15 protein-coding genes are annotated in these 14,242 nt (G+C 64.0%); 8 read left to right on the top strand and 7 right to left on the bottom strand.

Annotated features, from left to right (window positions below):
• Positions 1-25 precede the first annotated feature (25 nt).
• Positions 26-1,255, bottom strand: coding sequence for an acyl-CoA dehydrogenase (locus ACNQP3_RS10380; protein WP_264316990.1), 1,230 nt, complete (start codon positions 1,253-1,255; stop codon positions 26-28).
• 140 nt (positions 1,256-1,395) lie between these two features.
• Between ACNQP3_RS10380 and ACNQP3_RS10375 the strand changes: the two genes are divergently transcribed.
• Both ACNQP3_RS10375 and ACNQP3_RS10370 read left to right on the top strand, forming a co-directional pair.
• Positions 1,396-2,322 (top strand): LysR family transcriptional regulator, encoded by a 927-nt coding sequence (locus ACNQP3_RS10375; RefSeq protein ID WP_012271733.1) that lies wholly within the window; start codon positions 1,396-1,398, stop codon positions 2,320-2,322.
• 194 nt (positions 2,323-2,516) lie between these two features.
• The gene (locus ACNQP3_RS10370; RefSeq protein WP_264316989.1) at positions 2,517-3,671 is read left to right on the top strand and encodes a cysteine desulfurase family protein; all 1,155 of its coding nucleotides are present in this window, start codon (positions 2,517-2,519) and stop codon (positions 3,669-3,671) included.
• 7 nt (positions 3,672-3,678) lie between these two features.
• Here ACNQP3_RS10370 and ACNQP3_RS10365 read toward each other — a convergent pair whose 3' ends face one another.
• The 3 genes from ACNQP3_RS10365 to ACNQP3_RS10355 all read right to left on the bottom strand — a co-directional run bounded on the left by ACNQP3_RS10365 (position 3,679) and on the right by ACNQP3_RS10355 (position 5,325).
• The gene (locus ACNQP3_RS10365; RefSeq protein WP_012271731.1) at positions 3,679-4,116 is read right to left on the bottom strand and encodes an RES family NAD+ phosphorylase; all 438 of its coding nucleotides are present in this window, start codon (positions 4,114-4,116) and stop codon (positions 3,679-3,681) included.
• On the bottom strand, positions 4,113-4,562 hold the full coding sequence (locus tag ACNQP3_RS10360) for an antitoxin Xre/MbcA/ParS toxin-binding domain-containing protein (RefSeq protein WP_012271730.1): 450 nt from the start codon (positions 4,560-4,562) through the stop codon (positions 4,113-4,115). The genes ACNQP3_RS10365 and ACNQP3_RS10360 overlap by 4 nt, the downstream gene beginning before the upstream one ends.
• Before the next feature lie 109 nt (positions 4,563-4,671).
• Positions 4,672-5,325: an oxygen-insensitive NAD(P)H-dependent nitroreductase NfsB gene (locus ACNQP3_RS10355; protein WP_012271729.1), complete on the bottom strand. Its 654-nt coding sequence runs from the start codon at positions 5,323-5,325 to the stop codon at positions 4,672-4,674.
• 103 nt (positions 5,326-5,428) lie between these two features.
• On the opposite strand from ACNQP3_RS10355, the gene ACNQP3_RS10350 reads away from it, so the two are divergent.
• Genes ACNQP3_RS10350 through ACNQP3_RS10340 form a run of 3 tightly spaced genes read left to right on the top strand, consistent with a single transcriptional unit; the run spans position 5,429 to position 7,866 of the window.
• On the top strand, positions 5,429-6,352 hold the full coding sequence (locus ACNQP3_RS10350) for a LysR family transcriptional regulator (RefSeq protein WP_041166461.1): 924 nt from the start codon (positions 5,429-5,431) through the stop codon (positions 6,350-6,352).
• Positions 6,353-6,400: 48 nt separating this feature from the next.
• Positions 6,401-7,231: an AraC family transcriptional regulator gene (locus ACNQP3_RS10345; protein WP_082421375.1), complete on the top strand. Its 831-nt coding sequence runs from the start codon at positions 6,401-6,403 to the stop codon at positions 7,229-7,231.
• Between the two features lie 50 nt (positions 7,232-7,281).
• Entirely contained in the window at positions 7,282-7,866 is a 585-nt protein-coding gene (locus ACNQP3_RS10340) for a LysE family translocator (protein WP_012271726.1), read from the top strand.
• Positions 7,867-7,916: 50 nt separating this feature from the next.
• On the opposite strand, the gene ACNQP3_RS10335 is transcribed toward ACNQP3_RS10340, so the two are convergent.
• Positions 7,917-9,116 carry a sugar transporter gene (locus ACNQP3_RS10335; RefSeq protein WP_060492790.1) on the bottom strand — a complete coding sequence of 400 codons (1,200 nt, stop codon included), beginning with the start codon at positions 9,114-9,116 and terminating at the stop codon, positions 7,917-7,919.
• Between the two features lie 204 nt (positions 9,117-9,320).
• Here ACNQP3_RS10335 and ACNQP3_RS10330 point away from each other — a divergent pair, with 204 nt between their 5' ends.
• Positions 9,321-10,637, top strand: a complete 1,317-nt coding sequence (locus ACNQP3_RS10330) for a hypothetical protein (RefSeq protein WP_060515796.1) — start codon at positions 9,321-9,323, stop codon at positions 10,635-10,637.
• Positions 10,638-10,716: 79 nt separating this feature from the next.
• Here the strand turns inward: ACNQP3_RS10330 and calA are convergent, their stop codons facing one another.
• Positions 10,717-11,769, bottom strand: a complete 1,053-nt coding sequence (gene calA, locus ACNQP3_RS10325; protein ID WP_060515797.1) for a vanillin reductase — start codon at positions 11,767-11,769, stop codon at positions 10,717-10,719.
• Positions 11,770-11,950: 181 nt separating this feature from the next.
• Between calA and ACNQP3_RS10320 the strand changes: the two genes are divergently transcribed.
• Positions 11,951-12,856, top strand: a complete 906-nt coding sequence (locus ACNQP3_RS10320) for an AraC family transcriptional regulator (RefSeq protein WP_012271722.1) — start codon at positions 11,951-11,953, stop codon at positions 12,854-12,856.
• Positions 12,857-12,905: 49 nt separating this feature from the next.
• On the opposite strand, the gene ACNQP3_RS10315 is transcribed toward ACNQP3_RS10320, so the two are convergent.
• Complete coding sequence (locus ACNQP3_RS10315) at positions 12,906-13,502, bottom strand: TetR/AcrR family transcriptional regulator (RefSeq protein WP_012271721.1); 597 nt, start codon at positions 13,500-13,502, stop codon at positions 12,906-12,908.
• A 92-nt stretch (positions 13,503-13,594) separates the two neighbouring features.
• On the opposite strand from ACNQP3_RS10315, the gene ACNQP3_RS10310 reads away from it, so the two are divergent.
• Entirely contained in the window at positions 13,595-14,191 is a 597-nt protein-coding gene (locus ACNQP3_RS10310) for an NAD(P)H-dependent oxidoreductase (RefSeq protein WP_060492793.1), read from the top strand.
• Positions 14,192-14,242: the final 51 nt, after the last annotated feature.

Here is a 14,242-nt window from a genome sequence, read left to right as displayed (position 1 = left end):
AAGCGGTCGGCACAGGCTCACCGAATTAGCGCCCGCTACGCAACAGTTCCACCGGCACATACTTGCCAATTTCATACTTGCCAATCGCCGCCCGGTGCACTTCATCCGGCCCGTCGGCCAGGCGCAAGGTGCGCTGCATGGCGTACATGTAGGCCAGCGGGAAATCGCCGCTCACCCCTGCCCCACCATGTATCTGGATCGCCCTGTCGATTACCTTCAAGGCAACGTTCGGTGCCACCACCTTGATCTGCGCGATCTCGCTGCGGGCGACTTTGTTGCCGACGGTGTCCATCATGTAGGCCGCCTTGAGCGTCAGCAGCCGGGCCATGTCGATTTCCATGCGCGAGTCGGCGATCTTGTCGACGTTGCCGCCCAGGCGTGCCAGTGGCCGGCCGAAGGCGGTGCGCTCGACCGAGCGTTTGCACATCAGCTCCAGCGCGCGCTCGGCCATGCCGATCGAACGCATGCAGTGGTGGATGCGGCCAGGCCCCAGGCGGCCCTGGGCGATTTCGAAGCCGCGCCCTTCGCCAAGGATTACGTTTTCGTACGGCACCCGCACGTTCTCGAACAGGACTTCGGCATGGCCATGGGGTGCATCGTCATAACCGAACACCGGCAGCGGGCGAACGATCTTCACGCCTAGTGCATCGGTGGGCACCAGCACCATCGAATGCTGCTGGTGGCGTGGCCCTTCAGGGTCGGACAGGCCCATGAAGATCATGACTTTGCAGCGCGGGTCGCAGGCGCCGGAGGTCCACCACTTGCGGCCGTTGATCACCCATTCGTCACCGTCACGCACGGCGGTGGCAGCCATGTTGGTGGCGTCCGAAGAGGCCACGTCTGGCTCGGTCATGGCGAACGCCGAGCGGATCTCGCCGCGCAGCAACGGCTCCAGCCACTGGCGTTTTTGCGCCTCGCTGCCATAGCGCACCAGCACTTCCATGTTGCCGGTGTCCGGTGCCGAGCAGTTGAACGGCTCTGGCCCGAGCAACGAACGGCCCATGATCTCCGCCAACGGGGCGTATTCCAGGTTGCTCAGGCCGGCGCCATATTCCGACTCTGGGAGGAACAGGTTCCACAGCCCTTCGGCGCGGGCCTTGGCCTTGAGTTCTTCCATGATAGCGGTCGGCTGCCAGCGGTCGCCCTCGGCGACCTGGCGCTCGAACACCGCTTCGGCGGGGTAGACATAAGCGTCCATAAACGCGCTGACGCGCTCGCGCAGTGCCTGGACCTTGGGCGAATAGGCGAAATCCATCGGGGCTACCTTCACGGTTCGGAGTACATGGGCCAGAGCCTAGAGCAGCGCGGACCAATCCACCTAGTCTATTTTCCGCGTGTATAAACATTCATAACCGATATATGATCGACCGATAATTCCAACAAAGAGCGGCGCCCATGAACCTCAGCAAGGTCGACCTCAACCTGTTCATCGTGTTCGATGCGATCTACACCGAAGCCAACCTGACCCGCGCCGGGCAAATTGTCGGCATTACCCAGCCGGCGGTGTCCAACGCCCTGTCACGGCTGCGCGAAACCTTCAACGACCCGCTGTTCGTGCGCACCGCGCAAGGCATGGTGCCCACGCCCATGGCGCAGAACATCATCGGCCCGGTGCGCAATGCCTTGGCGCTATTGCGCACGTCGGTGCAGGAAAGCCGCATTTTCAACCCGCAACAGGCCAACAAGACCTTCCGCATCAGCATGACCGACCTGACCGAAGCGGTCATTCTGCCGCCGTTGTTCCAGCGCCTGCGCCGCCTGGCGCCAGCGGTGCTGATCGAGAGCTTTCTGTGCAAGCGCCGCGAGACCACCAAGGAACTCGCCGCCGGCCGCCTGGATTTCGCCATCGACGCCCCCCTGAACACCGACCCGCAAGTGCGCCACGTCAAGCTGATGCAGGACCGTTATGTCTGCGCCCTGCGCCAGGGCCATCCGCTGGCCGATAGCAAGCTGACCCTCGACAGCTACCTGGGCATGACCCATATCCATATCTCCAGCCGCCGCAACGGCCTGGGCTATGTCGACCTGGCGCTGGGCAAGATGGGTGTGCAGCGCAAGGTCGCCCTGCGTTCGCAGCATTACCTGATGGCCTCGCAGGTGTTGCAGCAGACTGACATGGCAATGACCGTTCCCGAGCGCTTTGCCCGCCGCCATCAGTTGCGTTACCAGCCATTGCCGGTAGAGGTGCCAGCGCTGGAGACGCACCTTTACTGGCATGAAAGTACCGACCAGGACCCTGCCAACCGTTGGATGCGCGAGCAGATCACCGAGTTATGCGAGCGCGTGGTGGCGGAGGAAGAGAAGGCTCTGGACCCTGCCTGAAGGTCGCTAGCGCGGGGCCGATTGCAACGCTTCGCCAACTGAAGAAAAAAATCCTACAAAACCAATGCCGCGGGGAAATTTTTTTTATCGGGATCGAGAAGACAGCGGTGGGAAGCGAAAAATATCTCACAGCTGGCGGGTACGCTTAGGTCAACGATCGCCGATTTCATGGCAACTGACACGGACCCGCCCCAATGCCTAGCGCCCCACTCTACTTCGATTACGCCGCCACTACCCCAGTCGACGACCGGGTCATCGAAACCATGCTCGCCTGCCTGGGTAACCAAGCCAACTTCGGCAACCCGGCGTCCAGTGGCCACGCCTTCGGCCAAGCCGCCCGTCACACCGTGCAGCAGGCTCGCCAACAAGTGGCCGAGCGCGTCGGCGCGCAGGCCGAAAACCTGGTGTGGACCTCGGGCGCGACCGAGTCCAACAACTTGGCACTCAAAGGCATTGCCCAAGGCATCGGCCAGCCCGGCCACCTGATCACCAGCCAGCTGGAGCATAAGGCCGTGCTCGACACGGTGGCCGAACTGGAGCGCCAAGGCTGGGCCGTTACCCGCCTGGCGCCGGATGCCGCCGGCCTGATCCAGCCCGCCAGCGTGCAGGCAGCATTGCGCGCCGATACCCGCCTGGTATCGCTGATGGCGGTCAACAACGAACTGGGCACGGTCACCGACGTTGCCGCAATTGGCGAGCAGGTGCGTGCCCACGGTGCCCTGTTGCACGTAGACGCCGCGCAAGCTGTGGGCAAGCTGGTCATCGACCTGAATGCGATGAGCGTGGACTTGATGTCATTCTCGGCGCACAAGGTCTATGGGCCAAAAGGCATCGGCGCGCTGTATGTCGGGCCACGCGCCCGTACGCTGATGCGCGCGCAGATGCACGGCGGCGGCCATGAACAGGGCCTGCGCTCCGGCACCCTGGCGACCCATCAGATTGCTGGCATGGGCAGCGCCTTTGCCCTGGCCGGCCAGCCTGGTGACAGCGAGCACCAGCGCCTGGAGCAACTGGCTGCACGTCTGCGTGAAGGCCTGCTGGCTTTACCCGGCGTCACCCTGAACGGTTGCGTCACCCACCGCATACCCCATACGCTGAACCTGTGCATCGACAGCAAGGGCTTCAACAGTGCGGCACTGGCCAGCGAGCTGGCCTTGTCGACCACCTCGGCCTGCAACTCGGCGAGTAACGCCGCCTCCCATGTGCTGCTGGCACTGGGGCTGGATGAGCGCCAGGCACGCAATAGCGTGCGCTTGAGCATCGGCCGCTTCAGCACCGACGCTGAAGTGGACAAGGCTGTCGAAGTGTTCGGCCGGGTGCTGACAACGGCATCGGCGGCGCTGTGGTGAACAGGCACTAGAACAAGCGGCTGTCCGGGGTGAAATCCTCGACCTGTATTTTCGCGCTCTGCGCCTGCGGGTGCCGTGGGTTGAACAGGTAGTTGGTGGTACTGGGCATGATCGCGCTCGGCACCGGCAACAACAATGCCGAACAGTCATCCAGAAAGCGATTGCCCAGTGCCCGGGTCAACTCCGGCTGAGCGGACCAGCCCGGCTGCAAGGTGGGTAACCGCGCTTGTGAAACCGTGTCGGGCAATTCGATGCGGATCAGGCGCAGGGTAGTGGGGAAATCCTCAGGGTCGATCTCCAGGTGCACCAACACCTCGAGCATCGCCCCTGGAGGGCTGGTGGCGGCATATACCACCGGCCGGCCCGCCTGGTGCCAACGGCCGCTTACCCGCAAGCCCCCCGTGCCGCTCAAGTCTGCGTAGGCGCTGATACGCCACAGAATCACAGGCCAAAGCCCTCGGCAATCTGTAGCAGCATCTCTTCGACCTGAGTGGTGCCTTGCTGGGTGGTAAGCATCTGCATCGGGGTGAGCCCCGAAAAGCGCTCCTTGGGCTTGGACAACCAACGTTTGGCCTTGTCCGCCTCGCCGAACACGGCTTCGGCCATGGCGGTGATGTGGGCCGAGCGGAACAGACGGTCGCTTTCATCCACGGTCAACGGCTGGTCGCGCTCAATGCGGGTTTTCAGGGTGCGCAGGGGAATGATCTGGTCGCGCTCCACCGGCGTGAGCACACCACGCTCGGTCAGCTTTACCAGCCAGGTGGCGGCAAAACCATGGGTGATGCGGGTGTGGATTTCAAAGTCACTGGCAAGCTCGGGGATTTCCAGCAGCGCGTTCAAGCGCGCCCGGTACTCATGGTAACCGTTGTCGCGAAGCACTTCGGCAAGCATGGCATGCTCCTTATCGGCGTTTGCCGACAAGTATGCGGTATATGCCGAATCATTGCCAGTTTGCCCGGCCGGCCGGGCGAGTCAGGGGCGCTTTGCGCCCCCTGCAATCTCACAGGAACGTGAAGACTTGCGACGCCGGCAGCCGCGACTTGTTCAGCCCGGCATTGAAGTCCGTCTCACTGCGGTAACCCAGGCTGAGGATCACCACGCTGGTAAACCCACGCTCACGCAGCCCCAGTTCGGCGTCGAGGATCTTGCTGTCAAAGCCTTCGATCGGCGTTGCATCCAAACCATGCGCCGCAGCCCCCAGCAACGCCGTGCCCAAGGCCAGGTAGGTTTGTTTTTCCATCCAGTGCTGCACGTCCTTGTGGTCGTAACGGTGCAGGTTGACGTAGTGCCGGCGGCTTTGGTTTTGCCCGGCACGCGCTTGCTCGTCACGGAAACGACCATCGGCAGCCTCTTGGTCGAGCACCGTGTTCAGGTGCGCTTCGGTCATTTCGGTGCGGGTGCAGAACACGATCACATGCGACGCATCAAGGAGCTTCGGCGAGTTGTAGGCATAACCGTCCGTGGTGCTCTTTGCCAGGCGAGCCTTGCCTTCGGCAGTGTCGGCGACGATGAAATGCCAGGGCTGGGAATTGACCGACGACGGGCTGTGGCGCAGTTGCTCGAGCAGGGCATCGACAGTGGCCTGGGGAATACGGCGCGAGGCATCGTAAGCTTTGGTGGTGTAGCGGCGCTTGGCCAGCGAGACGGTATCCATGCAAGAACTCCGGTATGAACAGTGGATGTGCCGTGCATCTTATCTTTCCGGTAGAAAAGAAAAACCGGCACAATGCAGCAACACTTTCATCCCTGGAATGAAAATGCTGCGCATCACTGATCTCGAATTGTTCGCCCGCAGCAGTGTGCTGGGTAGCTTCACTGCAGCGGCCCATGAAGCAGGCCTGCTACCGGGCCAGGTGGCTGCCGCGATCAAGCGCCTGGAGCGCGACCTGGATGTACGCCTGTTCGCCCGCACCACCCGCAGCCTGCGCCTGACCGCCGAGGGCGAGCGCTACCTGCCAACCGCGCTGAATGTGCTGGAGAGCCTGCGCCAGGGCCATGAGGACCTGCATGGCAACCCCAATACCCTGCGCGGCACCCTGCAGGTATCGGCGCCTTCCGACCTGGGCCGCAACATGCTGCTGCCTTGGCTCAGTGCCTTCCGCCGCGAGCACCCGGCATTGCAGCTTCGCTTCTTCCTGTCAGACCAGATTGCCGACCTTAACCGCGACCCGGTGGATGTGGCCATCCGCTATGGCCTCAACCAGGATGCCAACTACATCGCCCTGCCATTGGCCGACTGGAATCGCAGAGTGCTGGTCGCCTCGCCCGACTACCTGGCCCGCCACGGCCGCCCGCTCACCCCCGACGCGCTGCAGCAGCACGCCTGCCTGTTGTACATGCAACACAACCGGGTGTACGACAAATGGCGGTTGGGCAACCGCACCGTGCAGGTGCGTGGGCCGCTGGTCAGCGACGATGCCGATGTCATCCGACGCCTGGCCATTCAAGGCGAAGGCATCGTCTATAAGTCGTGGCTGGATGTCAGCGCCAACATCGCGGCCGGTGAACTGGAAATCGTGCTGCCCGAAATGCTCGGCGAGCCCACCCCGGTCACCTTGGTCTGCCCGCATCGCAAGCAGCTCACACCTGCGGTTTCGCAACTGCACCTGTGGCTGCGCGAGCGCTTCGAGGCCCTGCGCAACCGTGCCCTGACCAACGGCTGCACAATCGTTCCAGACTGAGCCGGGGCGTTGCGCTAAGGTAGCCATTTACCCCGACGGCACATGTTCATGAGCAACTGGATCGACCTCAAGCAAGACGCCGACACCGGCATCGAGTCGGTCCGTGCGCATTTCGTCGGCCATGCCTACGACCCGCACTGGCACGACAGCTTCCTGGTCGGCGTCACCGAACAGGGTGTGCAGCAGTTCAACTGCCGCCGGGTGCGCCACCGCAGCACGCCGGGGCAGGTATTTCTGCTCGAGCCTGGCGACATCCACGATGGGCTGGCGCCTACCGATGAAGGCTTCACCTATTCAACGCTGTACCTGGAGCCCGCTTGGCTCGACCAACAGCTGCGGGCGCTGTTCGAGCACGCACCGGACGACAGCCTGCCCAGTTTTGCCGATACCCTGTGCCATGACGAACGCCTGGCCCAGGCCACCGCCCTCGCCTTCCAGGCCGTGCACACGCAGGACTTGCGCATCGTCCGGCAAACGGCCATGGACGACCTGCTGGCCTGCCTGACCCGCCACCTGCACTGGCGCCGGCGCATCAACCCCGACCCGCGCCTGCCGCTGACGGCACAGCGCGCACGGGACTACCTGCACGCCAACCTGGAGCGTGACATCGGCCTGGAAGACTTGGCCCACGCCTGCGGCATCGACCGCTTTCGCCTGACCCGTGCGTTCAAGGCCGCATTCGGCATTGCACCGCATGCCTACCTGATCCAGCTGCGCCTGGCACGGGCGCGGCGCCTGCTCGCCCAAGGCCAGACCCCTGCCGAAGTGGCCGTGGCGTTGGGCTTTGCCGACCAGAGCCACTTGGGCCGCTGGTTCCGCCGCGCCTATCGGCTAACCCCCGCCGACTACCGCAGGCGCTGCTCAAACCTTCCAGACTGAATGCCGGCGGGCGGCGAGCATGGTGCTTCGATTTCACGGAGCCTTGAACCATGTCGCAGTCGTTGCTGCCCTTCTTCCTCTTTGCCCTGGTGTCCAGCATCAGCCCGGGGCCGACCAACTTGTTGATCCTGGCTCATGGCGCGCGCGTGGGCCTGCGCGCAAGCCTAGCGCCGATCGTGGCAGCCTGCGGTGCGGCGGCCGCGATCGTGCTGCTGGTTGGTCTGGGGCTGGGCGAGCTGTTGCTGCGTCACCCATTGGCCCAACAGCTGATGAGCTGGGCCGGAGTGCTGTGGCTGAGCTGGCTGGCGTGGAAGATGCTGCGCAGTGCCGCCGCCCCGCTGCAGACGGCCACAGCACAAGGCTTCAGTGCGCTCAGCGCTGCCTCGTTGCAGGTGGTGAACCCCAAGGTTTGGTTGATGGCCGTGGCGGTGGTCGGGGTCTTTGCCGCACCGTCGTTGCCGGTGTGGCTGCTGGCGCTGGTGTTTTTGCTGATCGCCCTGCCGTGCATGGCGGCGTGGGCGATGCTGGGGGTGGGTAGCGCCCGGTGGTTGCAGGCGCCACGGCGGCTACAGGTGTTCAACCAGGTGTTGGCGGGGGCGCTATTGATCTCTGCATGGGCTGCCGTCCTGGCTTGAGCGCTCTCCCACAGGCCTGGGCGGGACATGTGGGAGCGCTGGCCTGGGGGTCAGCGTGTCAGCGCCTCGCGGAAGCGCCGAGTGCTGGCAACGGCCAGCACCAGCCCGACCACCGCCACGCTACCGCCCACCAGGCCAATATTCGCCACGTCCATCTGGCTGCTGACAATACTGCCCAGCAGCGCACCACCACCAATGCCGATGTTGTAGATACCCGAGAACAGCGCCATGGCCACATCGGTGGCATCCGACGCCAGCTTCAGCGTCTTGGACTGCAGCGACAGGCTGAAGCTGAGGATCGCCACACCCCAGAACATGCTCAGCACCGCGAACGCGTAGAAGTTGCCCGAGAGCGGCAGCAACAGCAACAGGCACGCGGCGAGCAAGCCGATCGAGCCTACCAGGAAGCCATGGGGGAAACGGTCGCTGTAGCGGCTGAACAGCAACGAGCCGAATACCCCCGCACCGCCGAACAGCAACAACACCAGCGTGGTGCGCTCACCGCCAATCTGCGCCACGTGCAGTGCAAACGGTTCAATGTAGCTGTAGGCAGTGAACTGCGCGGTAATCACCAGCGTCACCAGCAGGTAGGTGATCACCAGCGCCGGGCGCTTGAACAGGATCGGCAGGCTGCGCAACGAGCCGGAGTTCTGGCTGGGCAGCAGCGGCAGCGATTTCATCAGGCACAGCATGGTGGCCAGCGCCACCCCGGCGATGCTCAGGAACGTGATGCGCCAGCCCAACGCCTCGCCTACCACGCGGCCCAGCGGAATACCCAGGACCATGGCCAGGGTAGTACCGGTGGCCAACAGGCCCAGCGCCTTGGCCTGCTGCCCTGGTGGCGCCACACGCACCGCCAGCGAAGCGGTGATGGCCCAGAACACCGCATGCGCCAGGGCAATGCCGATACGGCTGACCAGCAGCATGGCAAAGCTTTGCGACAACCAAGACAGCAAATGGCTGACGATGAACACCAGGAACACGAACAGCAGCAGACGCCGCCGTTCGATGTTGCGGGTCAGCAGCATCATCGGCAGCGAGGCCAGCGCCACCACCCAGGCGTAGATGGTCAGCATCAGGCCCACCTGGGCGGTGCTCATGTCGAAGCTGCGGCCAATGTCGCTGAGCAACGCCACTGGAACGAACTCGGTGGTGTTGAAGATGAAGGCCGCCAAGGCCAGGGCGATCACGCTAAGCCAGCTGCCGCTGCCCGTTGCGGGCGGTATGTGGGTAGGTGTGGGTCCGTTCATGGGTGGAAAGTGCTTCTCCGCAGACAGGCAACAGGTCGCACGCCAGCCACCCGCTTGCCGGGGTGCCAACGTGCGCATTGTTATTGACAGGAATGCCCGGCATGGTACGCGTCAAGCCGGGGCCTCACAACCGCGAGGCAGGTAGAAGGAGTACCATGCGCGCTTTGTGTGAAACGCGTGTGCGACAAGGAGCCCGATCCGCTCATGGACAAGCAGCACCCCCAGCAGCAATGGCAGCAGGCGGTTACCGCCTACGCCCAGGCCGTCAACGACTACGTCGCGCAAGGCCGTGCGCAAGGCTGGGACAACCTCGAAGAACCGCAGGCGCCAGCCACCAGACACCTGCTCGACGCCTGGTTGGCAGCCCTGCAGGCAGCCAACTGCCCAGGTGTCGACGAACAGCAGCGCCGGGCCTTCCGTGAGGCCTGGCCCCCCGCGCACCATCCCCTGGTACCGTTGCTCGAAGACCACGCCCAAGGCATCAGCAATGTTTTGCTGCTGGAGGATGGCAGCCTGCTGGCACGCATCGGCATGCCGTACGACAAAGGCCAGGTGGTGCGTATCGACCACCATGGGGTAACCCCGGTCATCGGTATCGAACACTTTGGCCGCTGCCCGGCCCGGCGCTACTTCGCCCTGGCCAATGCCGAGGGCATACGTGTGACCGATGGCTGGGGTGGCCCGCAGGTGCGCCGTCTGGCCTGGCCAACCGGGCTGGAGGGGTTGCCGCCGGGCTACCCGTTCGAGCCGTTCGACCTGCCGCCCACACCCACCGCGCTGATCCCCTTCCCGGATGGCCAACGCGTGCTGCTGGTGAGTGCCGAAGGTATCTTCGTGCTGGCCGGTCAGGGTGCAACGCGTCTGCTGCCGCAGCAGACGCGCGTGCTCGATGAGCTGGCCGAAGGCACCGAACCGGACGACATCAACCTGGGGCTGAGCATGGAGCATGGCGCGGTGTCGGCAGATGGCCGCTTGATCGTGGTGGGTGAGCAAGGCAGCCGGCACCGGGTCCTCGACGATCAGCTCAGGCCGCTGGCACACATCGGCCCAGGCAGCGAATACCCGCACTTTGCTTTGTTCAACCGCACCGGTGACCAGTTGATCGTCAATGCCTGCCATTTCTACAGCGGCGCCACACTGGCGGTCAGGGTGGCGGACTTGCCCGGCCTGGATACCGACTACTACAGCCAGGACCCACGCACCCCGCTGGTGCAGGATGGCGCACGGGTGTACGCCGGGGTGGCGCGCGATGGCGAGTACATCGTGGGTGATGCCTACGGGTACCTGCGGGCATTTGGCGAAGATGGCGAGGAGCATTGGCAGCACTACCTGGGGTCGACCATCAGTGCGATGGACATCAGTGCCGACGGGCGAACACTGGTGGCGGCAAGCCATGCGGGGGTTGTGTCGGTAATTGCGCTGGAGAGCGGGCGGCCCGAGTGGCAGATCGGTACCGGAGCACACGGCGAAGTGCGGCGGTGGTTGTTCTGGAAGGGTTGGGACAAGGCGATGGTCTGGTAAAAGACCGATCATTCATGTTGCCTGTACTGGCCTCCTCGCGGGTGCCCCCGCGAATAGGCCAGTACAGGCAACCGATCGATCAGCCCTGCAACGTGGCCATGTCGATCACGAACCGGTACTTCACGTCACCGGCGATCATCCGCTCATACGCCTGGTTGATATTGCGGATATCCAGCATCTCGATATCGCAACGGATACCGTGCTCAGCGCAAAAGTCCAGCACTTCCTGGGTCTCGGCGATGCCACCGATCAACGACCCCGCCAGTACTCGGCGCTTCATCACCAGGTTGGCTGCATGCACCGCCGGGTCGATCGGTTCGATCAGCCCGACCAGGATGTGCACGCCATCGAACTTCAGGGTTTCCAGGTACGGGTTGAGGTCGTGCTGCACCGGAATGGTATCGAGCAGGAAATCGAAGCGGCCAGCAGCGGCGCGCATCTGCTCGACATCGGTGGACACGATCACATGGTCGGCACCCTGGCGGCGGGCTTCCTCGGCCTTGGCCTGGGAGCGAGTGAACAAGGTCACTTGCGCACCCAGGGCCTTGGCAAGCTTGATACCCATGTGGCCCAGGCCGCCCATGCCGAGAATGCCGACCTTGTGGCCCGGGCCGACGCCGTGATGTTTGAGTGGCGAGTAAGTGGTAATGCCGGCGCACAGAATAGGTGCAGCGCTGGGCAGGTCCATGCCGGCCGGGATGCGTACCACGAAATGCTCGCTGACCACGATGCTGCTGGAGTAACCGCCCATGGTGTTGCTGCCATCGACCCGGTCCGGGGTGGCGTAGGTCATGGTCGGGCCTTCCAGGCAATATTGCTCCAGGTCCTTGGCGCAGGCTTCACAGGTGCGGCACGAATCGACCATGCAGCCGACGCCGACCAGGTCACCGACCTTGTGCGCAGTGACGTTGTCGCCCACCGCTGTAACCCGGCCGATGATCTCGTGGCCAGGCATCAGCGGGTACACGGCAATGCCCCATTCGTTGCGCGCCTGATGGATGTCGGAGTGGCACACACCGCAGTACAGGATCTCGATGGCGACGTCGTCCGGGCGCGGGCTGCGGCGCTCGAAGGTCATGGGGGCCAGGGGGCTGGTGGGGGTTTGGGCGGCGTAGCCGATGGCGGTGTACATGCAGGACCTCGCATTTAAGTGAAACGATTCAGGCGGCGCATTCTGCGCGTCGCCTGCCGCCTCGCCCACGGCTGATTCTCCGGCATGCATGCCTGATCCTCCGAAGATGCCACCCAGCATCTAGCGCCACGCCACCAGTCTGCGATGATTAAGCTGTCTGATTCTCTGCCCTTGGTTCACCATGCAACTGACCCGCCACGTCGACGCCAATGCGCCGCTCTGCGCGCTCATCCGCACCCTCGCCACACGCCCGGGCTTCGTACCTACACGCCTGCCCCAGGTGCAGGTGCTGAGCTGGGACCACTATGTCGCCAGCAGCCCACAGATCTACGAACCCAGCCTGATGATCCTGGCCCAGGGCAGCAAGCTGGCGCGGCTGGGGCCACGCACCCTGGAGTACGGCGCCGGGCATTACCTGGTGCAGGCGTTGTCGGTGCCGTTCATGTGCGAAACCTTCGCCACCCCTGACGCGCCATTGCTGGGCGTGGCGGTGGACATCGACCGTGGCGTGCTGGGTGAACTGGTGCAGAGCATGGACATGGTGCCGGACGCTGCAGTACAGGCCCAAACACCGCAATCGATGACCTCGGCAGCACTGGATGCGCCAATGCGCGACAGTGTGGAACGGCTGCTGCATTGCCTGCAGGACCCGCTGGACGCCAAGGTGCTGGGCCCGGGGCGCGTACGCGAGGTGCTGTATACCGCGCTGCGCGGCCCGCAGGCCGGTGTGTTGCGAGCACTGGTGGAGCAACAGGGGCACTTCGCCCGCATCGGCGCAGCCCTCACCCACCTGCGCGAGCACTACGCCGAGCCGCTGAGCGTGGAGGCACTGGCCACGCGGGCCAACATGAGTGTTTCTACCTTCCATGAACACTTCAAGCGCTGCACCGACATGGCGCCGATGCAGTACTTGAAGCGCTTACGCCTGCTGAAAGCGCAGCAGATGCTGATTGGCGAAGGCCTGGGGGTGGCGCAGGCCGCGCACCGGGTGGGCTATCAGAGCACGTCGCAGTTCAGCCGCGAGTACAAGCGCCAGTTCGAGCGCAGCCCAGGGGATGAACTGCCGTACCAGAGCTTGCCAGTTTGACGGGATGGGCCTCGTGGCCGCTTTGCGCCCCCCCCACGAACTCAGGCCTTCACTGCCGCTCTACCATAGCGATAATTGCGGCCTTGAGCTCGGCCTTGGCCTGCCCGGCCTCCAACTCCCCTGCTGCAGCCGCCTGGGACAGCGCATCCGCCGCCCCCACCAGCAGGCGCATGCCGGCAACCCCCACATTGCCGCTGGGCGAAAAACCGGCCAACGCTTCGCGGCACTTGTCCAGAAACGGCTGCTCATACGCCCGTTTCAGCGCTTCCATTTCCGGCGACCCGGCCAGCGCTGCCGACACACCCGGTATTTCCCGGCCCTGGCTCATCACGCAGTCCACGTAGGCCTCGGCAATCACCTGGGCTCGGCTGACCAGGCTGTCTTCGCAGTTGGCCAGGGCCTGCGCCAGCATCTGCGACTGACGCGCATCGTATTCCTGGTACAGCGCCACCAGCAGCCCGGTGCGGGTATCGAAATGGTCATAGACCACCGGCTTGGTTACCCCAGCCTGTTCGGCCAGGCGCCCCAGGCTCAGGGCATCCGTCCCCTCCACACCCACCAGTTGCCAGGCCACATCCAGCAACTGCCTGCGGCGTTCGTCGCGGTTCAGCCGTTTGCGCACCGGGGTGCGATCGTCGCTTGACATTGCTTACCTACCAAAAGTAACTTACAAAACGTAACTTACCTCGAGTATATAGCGCTCAGGGTCATTCCGCATCCCGTCTTGGAGAACCCACCATGCACGCCTTGATCGTCGTCGGTCATCACGACCCGCAATCCCTCACTCACGCCCTTGCCCGCCAAGTCGCCGAAGGCCTTGCCAGTGCTGGGCACACTGGCGAAATCGCCGACCTGGCCAGTGAAGGTTTCGACCCACGCTTTGGCCTGGCCGATCACGCGGTGCACCGCCGCCAGGCAGCGCCACCGGCTGACGTACTGAAGGAGCAGGCGCGCATCGACCGCGCCGATGCCCTGGTACTGGTTTTCCCCATCTATTGGTGGTCGTTGCCGGCTTTGCTCAAAGGCTGGGTAGAGCGGGTATTCAGCAATGGTTGGGCGTTCGACTATGAAGGGGGCGTTACCGTCAAGAAGCTGCGCGGCATGAAGGTGCACCTGGTCGGTGTTGCCGGCGCCGACAGCGGCACCTTCGATCGGCATGGCTATGCCGAGGCCATGCGCGTGCAGATCGAGCATGGCATCTTCGACTACTGCGGCGCCGAAGTACGGGGTTCGACCTTGCTGGACGACAGCGAAGGCCCCAGCCAGGTTCACCATCTGCAACACGCCAACGCACTGGGCCAAAAGCTATTTGTCGAATCCCAGGCCGCTGCCTGATCTCTACGTGCGTGCCTTGCCATTGCAGGAAATCAGACGACCCAGCTACTA

It is taken from the genome of Pseudomonas sp. LFS074 (genome assembly GCF_047978165.1).
GTDB classification, from domain to species: Bacteria; Pseudomonadota; Gammaproteobacteria; order Pseudomonadales; family Pseudomonadaceae; genus Aquipseudomonas; species Aquipseudomonas putida_P.
The sequence above is the reverse complement of the archived record's forward strand: the minus strand, read 5'-3'. Positions and strand labels throughout refer to the sequence as shown.